The organism is Stieleria sp., assembly GCF_041595215.1.
Classification (GTDB): Bacteria; Planctomycetota; Planctomycetia; order Pirellulales; family Pirellulaceae; genus Stieleria; species Stieleria magnilauensis.
Window position 1 is genome coordinate 1 of record NZ_JBFHKV010000393.1, and the last position, 6,921, is coordinate 6,921.

Annotated in this window: 6 protein-coding genes and 1 pseudogene; 2 read left to right on the top strand and 5 right to left on the bottom strand. The window is 58.5% G+C overall.

Annotated elements, in window-relative coordinates; genetic code table 11:
• Positions 1–435, top strand: a pseudogene (locus ABX749_RS16035) (hypothetical protein); the annotation flags it as partial.
• 269 nt (positions 436–704) lie between these two features.
• Here ABX749_RS16035 and ABX749_RS16040 read toward each other — a convergent pair.
• The 5 genes from ABX749_RS16040 to ilvD all read right to left on the bottom strand — a co-directional run bounded on the left by ABX749_RS16040 (position 705) and on the right by ilvD (position 5,849).
• Positions 705–1,580 carry a class I SAM-dependent methyltransferase gene (locus ABX749_RS16040; protein ID WP_372896865.1) on the bottom strand — a complete coding sequence of 292 codons (876 nt, stop codon included), beginning with the start codon at positions 1,578–1,580 and terminating at the stop codon, positions 705–707.
• A gap of 105 nt (positions 1,581–1,685) precedes the next feature.
• On the bottom strand, positions 1,686–2,132 hold the full coding sequence (locus ABX749_RS16045; protein WP_095739432.1) for a Minf_1886 family protein: 447 nt from the start codon (positions 2,130–2,132) through the stop codon (positions 1,686–1,688).
• A gap of 61 nt (positions 2,133–2,193) precedes the next feature.
• Positions 2,194–3,111, bottom strand: coding sequence for a stage 0 sporulation family protein (locus ABX749_RS16050; protein ID WP_372896866.1), 918 nt, complete (start codon positions 3,109–3,111; stop codon positions 2,194–2,196).
• Positions 3,108–4,094 carry a WD40 repeat domain-containing protein gene (locus tag ABX749_RS16055; protein WP_145207717.1) on the bottom strand — a complete coding sequence of 329 codons (987 nt, stop codon included), beginning with the start codon at positions 4,092–4,094 and terminating at the stop codon, positions 3,108–3,110. Before ABX749_RS16055 ends, ABX749_RS16050 begins: the two co-directional genes overlap by 4 nt.
• Before the next feature lie 78 nt (positions 4,095–4,172).
• Positions 4,173–5,849, bottom strand: a complete 1,677-nt coding sequence (gene ilvD, locus ABX749_RS16060) for a dihydroxy-acid dehydratase (protein ID WP_372896867.1) — start codon at positions 5,847–5,849, stop codon at positions 4,173–4,175.
• 176 nt (positions 5,850–6,025) lie between these two features.
• Between ilvD and ABX749_RS16065 the strand changes: the two genes are divergently transcribed.
• The gene (locus tag ABX749_RS16065; RefSeq protein ID WP_372896868.1) at positions 6,026–6,697 is read left to right on the top strand and encodes a DUF1080 domain-containing protein; all 672 of its coding nucleotides are present in this window, start codon (positions 6,026–6,028) and stop codon (positions 6,695–6,697) included.
• The last annotated feature ends 224 nt before the right edge of the window (positions 6,698–6,921 follow it).

Here is a 6,921-nt window from a genome sequence, read left to right on the forward strand (position 1 = left end):
GATGCCGCCGGCGAACCCAAACCGGAAACAGGAAAGAAACGAACCGTCACGTGGCAACAGATTGAAAGCGACGACAACCTGGGCATGGTCGATCTGAACGGACCGCTGTCCAACGAGAAAGATGCCGCCGCTTACCTGTTTGCCACCTTCACCGTCGACGGCGAAGAAACGCCGATGCCGGCACAGATTCGCATCGGCTGCATCACCGCCAACAAAGTTTGGATCAACGGCAAACTCGTGTCCAGCAACGAAGTCTATCACTCGGGAACCCGCATCGACCAATATGTCGAAGACTGCGAGTTGGTCGATGGCGAAAACACGGTGATGATCAAAGTCATGCAGAACGCCCAAACCGAACCCTGGGCACAAGATTGGCAATTCCAGTTCCGACTGACGCGTCCCGACGGATCGGCGATCAAAACGAATGTGTTGTAGCGGAAACGCGTTGGTGTTTGGGCGTTAGCCGACACAGCGAAGTGACGCGTCGTTTCCTCGGATTGGAGGCCGTAGGCTCGCGCCAAACGGCTGATCATCGTTTGACATCAGCCGGTTCGCGCCAGCGTCCGGGCGGCGGCTGCATGGATGTTGACGTTTTGGTGCGGGGCGTGGGCAGAACGCCTGACATGCGGAACGCCTGGCGGCGTTGCAGATGCGCCTAAAGGCTGGACACCAACGTAGCGTCTGAAGGCTGGACAGCAGCGCGATTAACGCTCTCGCGCGGGGCCGATGCGTTTGAGCACCTGTTCGGTCGGCTCCGGTTCGATCGCTTCGAGTGGGCTGTCGTCGCGGGCGAAAAACATTAGATGTTGCCACGGCAATTCGTTGTATTCGCGCACCAGCTTGAACCCGTTGGCGTGGTATTCCTTCATGATCTGACGCTTCGACATCTTGTGCAGCAGCTTGATCGGAACCGTCGGATCTTCTTTTCGGTACTCCAGCAACGCCACGACTCCGGTAGGCGTCAAGGAACGCCGAATCTCCCAGAGCATGGATTGCGGGTGCGAAAACTCGTGATAGACATCGACCATCAACAGCAAGTCGATGGTGTTCTCCGGCAACTTGGGATTGTCGATCGTTCCCAACACCGGGCGTATGTTTTTCAGGCCGAATTGATCGGCGCGTTGACGGAGTTTCTGCAACATCTCCGGCTGGATGTCGACGGCATAGACGGCTCCTTCCGGCCCGACCTTTCTGGCCATCGGCAGCGTCCAATAACCGTTGCCACAGCCGAGATCACAAAGCACCATTCCCGGCTTGAGTTCGAGTTTCTGAAACGATTCGGAAGCACTTTCTTCTTCGTCGCGTTCCGGTCGCACCAACCAGGACGCGCCGAGATGGCTCATCGGTTTAGCAACGACACGTCCCAGATAACTTTTGCGTGCCTGCTCCTTGGGTTTTTCGTCAGCCGCTTGAGAGGTCTCGTTTGCCGACGGCGAACTCTCTTCAACGGCGGCGTCTTGTGCGACGGCAGCGTCTTGTGCGACGCAGTCCGGATGAAGCGTCAGGATTCCACTCAACGCGAACGCGACCATCAAGCAGCATGCAACGCGCATCACGCAAAGCTGGGCGGGTGAGATCATGGATGGCATGGTGGTGGAAGCTTCCAGCTTGCGTATGTTTCACAACGGCTGCAGGATGCAATGGCAATCAGGATGCTGACCCCACTTTGGCGACCGAATGCGTGCTTAGCATTCCAGATCGTCAACGACTTTGGACAACGAGAACTCGGGTTCGAACGCACCGTCGAAGGGGTAAACGTCGTCAAAGTCTTCACGACGATCCGACTCGCTCTTTCGCATCTGCTCAATGCGAATCAGATTGTAGACGATTTCACCGAAGTCGCTGGTCGACTTGATTCCCCACGACCCCAAGACCATGCTGCCCAGGTAGCCGTATTGGTCGATGGCGTATCGACGACAGGCTTCACAGAGTTGCTGGCCGGTGATGTGTTTGGGCCGCCCCTTGGACATCGATTCCGCCGACACGGCGGCTTCGGTCAGCTCGGGCAGATGCTCGTGGGCAAACTGCAGGGCTTCTCGGATGAACTGATAAGCCTCGTACTTGTACCGCGCGTCCTCCTTCAACAATTTTCGCATCGCTTGGAGGGGCGAGTTGGTCAATTCATTGCTCATGTCGCGGTCTATCTTGATTCGATTTTATCAGATTCATCACACCGTCGTCCTCGACCAATCGTCAAGCGTCTCGGGTGCCGCCTTTGCGCCCGCTGCGGCGGGGTTTGGCTGGCGGCGGAGCCTTGGTCACGCGAACGACTTGGTCGACACTTAACAGTATCCTCCGTTTGTCCTCCGTCCGCACCATCAATTGTTGCGAAAGAATGTCGTGAGCCAAGACCGAAGCGTTGCCTTCTCGGGTCAAAATCTCCGCACCGATCGGCGGCAGCTCGGCCGCCAGCGCCTCATAGGTCTCAAACTCATAGCGTAAACAACATTTTAGTCGCCCGCATCGCCCAGAGATTTTTGTCGGATCCAGGGTCGATCGTTGCAGTTTAGCCATCTTCATCGACACCGGCGGCATCTTGCTCAAAAACGTCGCACAGCACAGCGGTTGGCCGCAATCGCCATAATCGGCCAGCAGCTTAGCCTCGTCGCGGACGCCGATCTGCCGCATTTCGATCCGGGTCTGGAACTCGCCGGCCAGATCGCGGACCAACTGGCGAAAATCGACCCGCCCCTCGGCGACGTAGTAGACGACGATCCGTTCTCCGCCGAGCAGCCGTTCCACGTCCACCAGGTCCATTTTCAACGCCCGCGCGTCGACGCAGCGTTGACAGATCGCCAGATCATCGCGGGTCTGCCCCTGAATGTGTTCCCACTGCTTGCGGTCGTCCTCGGAAAGCCTTCGGACGATCTTTCCCGCCGTCGGTTCGTTCATCGAATCCAGCGCGTTGGGCGTCGCTTCACAGAGCACCGTCGCGATCTCGGTCCCGCGTTCGGTCCGCGCGACCACCTGGTCGTTATAGCGAAAACTCTCCCGCGCACTGAGCACGCCGAGGATTCGCATGGAGCCGAACCGGGCGACATATTCCCAGTTTTTTTTCGGTTTGGGCGGTTCCGATTCCGTCACACGTTCCGGCAGATCCGGACTCGTCATTCTTTGGCCTCGGCCGTTTTCGCGACGGCGGGTTGCCACGCCCAACGTTGCCCGGCGGTGACAATGCCGTTCTTGCGGGTGCCGACGAGCAATTGCCCAGCCCCCCGAAAACAGAGCGCCCAAACACCGCTTTCGGCACCGATCGTCGACACGCTGCCTCCGGATGCAAAGTGGATTTTGCCACTGACTTCAGATGCCGCAATCTGGCCGGCGTCCGAGACGGCGATTCGGGTGATCCAGTCCGTGCCCTTGGCGATCGATTCCGGTTTCGCATCCGGTTTGGCTTCGACACGGTACAGATTGCGATCGGCAGAACCGACGATCAGCGACGCATCGCTTTCATACGCCACACACCATGCGGTCTCTTCACCCACCGCCACGGCCCCGGTGCTTTCCAGCTCGGGCCATTTCAGCAGATGGACTTTTCCTTCACCATCGGTGGCGGCCAACTGGGTCTTGTTGGGAGAAAACGCCAGCGACGTAATTGACGCCTGACTGAGTTCCACTGATTTGGACACCTTGGCGTCAGCGATGCTCCAGGCAAACAGTTTCCCCGATTCGTTCCCCGCGACGATCATCTGGTCATCGGGTGAAACGAGGATTTTTTGGCACCATCGTTCAAAGGCCCCCTCGTGGGTCGTTGGCGTTTTGGCGTCGACATCGTAGACGACCAAGTTGCCCTTGTAGTCCGCGCTGGCGATCTTCTTGCCATCGGACGTGGTCGCCACCGTCCACACGGCCGCGGGATGCTCGTAAAGCTGCTCCAGTTGGCCGGGCGCGTCGGCTTGGAACCTTGCGACCGATCCGGGGCGTAACAGCAATCCGGTTGCCGTGCCGGCGACAAAACTTCCGTCACCGGCAGCGGTAATCGAGGTGATCCAAAGCGATTCGGAATCGACGGCTTGTCCGCCGCCGGAATCGTCAGCTTGGCAAGAGAGCGTCAGCAGACCAAGAAATAACGCGGCTAAACAACGGATTTTCATGAGTCGCATTTTGAGCAAGGAGGGAATCGAGGGGGGGAATCATCAAGCTTCATTGTAACGCTTTCTGATCACGCCATCCTACTCGTCGGTCACGCAACCTTCGCTGGCCGATTTGACGGTCTTGATGTACTTGTACAGCGTCCCCCGATTCGCCTTGAGCGCCGGGGCTTTCCAAGCCGATTTCCGCGATGCGATTTCTTCGGCCGACAGCGAAACATCCAGCGAATTGGTTTCCGCGTCGATGGTGATTTGGTCACCGTCCTGGAGCAATCCGATCGGGCCACCGAGTTGCGCTTCGGGGGTGACGTGCCCGACGATGAACCCGTGGCTCCCGCCGCTGAATCGACCGTCGGTGATCATCGCGACGTCGGATCCCAAACCGGCTCCCATGATCGCACTGGTCGGCGTCAACATCTCCGGCATTCCGGGACCACCTTGCGGGCCTTCGTACCGGATGACGACGACGTCGCCTTTCTGGATCTGCTTCTGCTCCAGCGCCGCCAACATTGCTTCTTCGCTGTCAAAGCAACGGGCCGGGCCGGTGAATTTCAATCCTTCCTTGCCGGTGATTTTTGCCACGGCACCCTCGGGCGCCAAACTGCCTTTGAGAATTCGAATGTGGCCGCTGGGTTTGATCGGTTTTTCAACCGTGCTGACGATCTTTTGCCCTTCTTTTAGTCCGGGTAGACCTTCGACGTTTTCGGCCAGCGTCTTGCCGGTCACGGTCAGACACGAACCGTCCATCAGTCCTTTTTCGAGCAGGTACTTCATCACCGCCGGCGTCCCACCGATCGAATGCAAGTCTTCTTGGACGAACTTTCCACTCGGTTTCAGGTCGGCCAGGTAGGGAATCCGATCGCTAACCGATTGGAAGTCATCGATCGAAAGCGGAACGTCAACGCTGCGTGCCATCGCGATCAAATGCAACACGGCGTTGGTGCTGCCGCCGAGTGCCATCACGGTGACCATTGCGTTTTCGAATGCGGCGCGCGTCATGATGTCGCGCGGCTTGATGTCCTTCTTCAACAACTCCAACATCGCTTCGCCGGCCAATCTGCACTCGTCTTTTTTCTGTTGATCTTCCGCCGGAGCACTGGCGGAATAGGGAAGCGACATGCCCAACGCTTCGATCGCGGTGGCCATCGTGTTGGCCGTGTACATGCCACCACAGGCTCCCGCGCCCGGACAACTCTTCTCGACGATCTCTTGACGCTCGTCGTCGCTGATCTGGCCGGCGATGAACTGGCCGTAACACTGAAAGGCGCTGACGATGTCCAGTTTTTCTCCGTTGCGGAACCCGGGTTTGATCGTGCCGCCGTAAACCATGATGGCCGGACGATTCAAGCGTCCCATCGCGATCAGACAACCCGGCATGTTCTTGTCACAGCCGGGAAGCGCGATCAGCCCATCGTACCACTGGGCCGCCATGATGGTTTCAATCGAATCGGCAATCAGATCGCGGCTTTGCAGGGAGTAGCTCATCCCATCGGTGCCCATCGAGATCCCGTCGCTGACACCGATGGTGTTGAAACGCATCCCAACCATGCCCGCCGCTTCCACGCCCTGCTTGACCTCGGCGGCCAAGTCCAGCAAGTGCATGTTGCAGCTGTTGCCCTCGTACCAAACACTCGCGATCCCGACCTGGGGCTTGTCCATGTCTTCGCGGGTCAATCCCGTCGCGTAGAGCATCGCTTGGGAGGCACCCTGACTTTTCGGCTGCGTGATTTTGCTCGAGTATTTGTTCAGCTGGGACATCGGTAACGGTGTTTGGGGAAAGGGGGATGAAGACGTGGCGTAAGCTTCCAGCTTGCGGTGGGGGCAAAAAACCGAGGCAGTTCATCGCACGGGAGCTCTGACGGCTATTATCATGATCGCTGCCCGTTTCACAATCCGCCGGACTTTCGGCGATCCCCGCCATCGGATTCCCCGCCATGCCCAACTTCCCGCGTTCAACCCTGCTGTCCGGATTGTCGTGCCTGGCCTTGCTGGCCGCCTGCCTGGTGCCCGCCGCCTGCTCGTCAGCCGCTGACACCTCCCCGGGCGATGAGGTTCCCTTGTTCGACGGAAAAACCCTCGACGGATGGAACGGTGACACCCAATGGTTCCGCGTCCAGGACGGTGCGATCGTTGCCGGCAGTGCGACGGAAAAAATACCCGCCAACCAGTTTCTGTGTACCGACAAGACCTATCGCGATTTTGAATTGACCGTCGACGCGAAACTGGTCGGTCAAGGCAATAACGCCGGAGTGCAATTCCGCACCAAACGCATCCCGAACGATACCGAAGTCATCGGCTATCAGGCCGACATCGGGTTCATGCCCAACGGCACCTGTTGGGGGGCGTTGTACGATGAATCCCGACGACGAAAATTTTTGGCCGAATCGCCTGAGTTGGCGATGAAGACGGTCAAACGCGGCCAGTGGAACACGCTGAAAATCATCGCCCGCGGCGACCGGATTCAGATCTTTTTGAACGGCGTCCAAACGGTGGACTACACCGAGCAAGATCCTGAGATCGAACGCGAGGGCGTGATCGGGCTGCAGGTCCACAGCGGGCCGCCGCTGGAGGTCTACTATCGCAACGTGCGCTTGAAAGAACTGTGAGCGGCGTTGGTCGTCGCCCGCGAGCGGAAAAAGGTCAGGCGGTGACTTGCGGAACGAGGAAACGATGACTGGGCCCACGGATGGCAGCGCGAACCCACGGATTTTTTGCACCCTGTCATCCGTGGGTTCGCGCTGCTATCCGTGGGTGTGCTTTTCGATGGATCGCCCGGGTAGAGGCCGTAGTGGACGAGGCGACGAGTCCTTGCCAATATGCCGACTGCAGA

Coding starts and splice junctions, on each gene's coding strand:
- ABX749_RS16040 (WP_372896865.1), bottom strand. CDS start 1,580: ATGATCTCACCCGCCCAGCTTTGCGTGATGCGCGTTGCATGCTGCTTG.
- ABX749_RS16055 (WP_145207717.1), bottom strand. CDS start 4,094: ATGAAAATCCGTTGTTTAGCCGCGTTATTTCTTGGTCTGCTGACGCTC.
- ABX749_RS16050 (WP_372896866.1), bottom strand. CDS start 3,111: ATGACGAGTCCGGATCTGCCGGAACGTGTGACGGAATCGGAACCGCCC.
- ilvD (WP_372896867.1), bottom strand. CDS start 5,849: ATGTCCCAGCTGAACAAATACTCGAGCAAAATCACGCAGCCGAAAAGT.
- ABX749_RS16065 (WP_372896868.1), top strand. CDS start 6,026: ATGCCCAACTTCCCGCGTTCAACCCTGCTGTCCGGATTGTCGTGCCTG.
- ABX749_RS16045 (WP_095739432.1), bottom strand. CDS start 2,132: ATGAGCAATGAATTGACCAACTCGCCCCTCCAAGCGATGCGAAAATTG.